The 423-nt window shown below is 48.5% G+C and carries 1 protein-coding gene; it reads right to left on the minus strand.

Annotation, left to right across the window (positions count from 1 at the left end; translation table 11 throughout):
- On the minus strand, positions 1 to 406 hold a 406-nt coding region (locus tag RCF13_RS15640; RefSeq protein ID WP_308141334.1), incomplete at its 3' end, for a hypothetical protein.
- Positions 407 to 423: the final 17 nt, after the last annotated feature.

Raw genomic sequence — 423 nt, forward strand, 5'->3', positions numbered from 1 at the left:
CATCGTCGCCCTGATCCCATTGCAGCGTAATGTAGCCGCCACTATGGCTGACTTGCAAACCTTGCGGGATCTGTGGGGCAGTACGATCTACCTTGTACTCTACATATTTGCTCGCTTTGGAAGTGTTGCCCGCAGCATCTCTTGCGATTGCCCTTACAACTACAATCCCCTCATTGACTTTAGATACCTCATAGTCGTATTTAACATGGACCGTTCCAGGGGATTGAGGAACGGCTATTGTGCCCAACTCGTTCCAAATGATGTAGTCCTTTGACGCTTGGAATGTGACAGAGACAACACCAGAATTATCCGACACTCTATCCTCAAGTGGGATTACACAAGCGAAGGAACCTGACATCGGATGCAGTTGCTCAATAACAGGCGCAATAGTATCCGGCGTCGTCATAACTTCGACTTCATCTG

This window comes from Stenotrophomonas maltophilia group sp. RNC7 (assembly GCF_030910085.1).
GTDB classification, from domain to species: Bacteria; Pseudomonadota; Gammaproteobacteria; order Xanthomonadales; family Xanthomonadaceae; genus Stenotrophomonas; species Stenotrophomonas sepilia.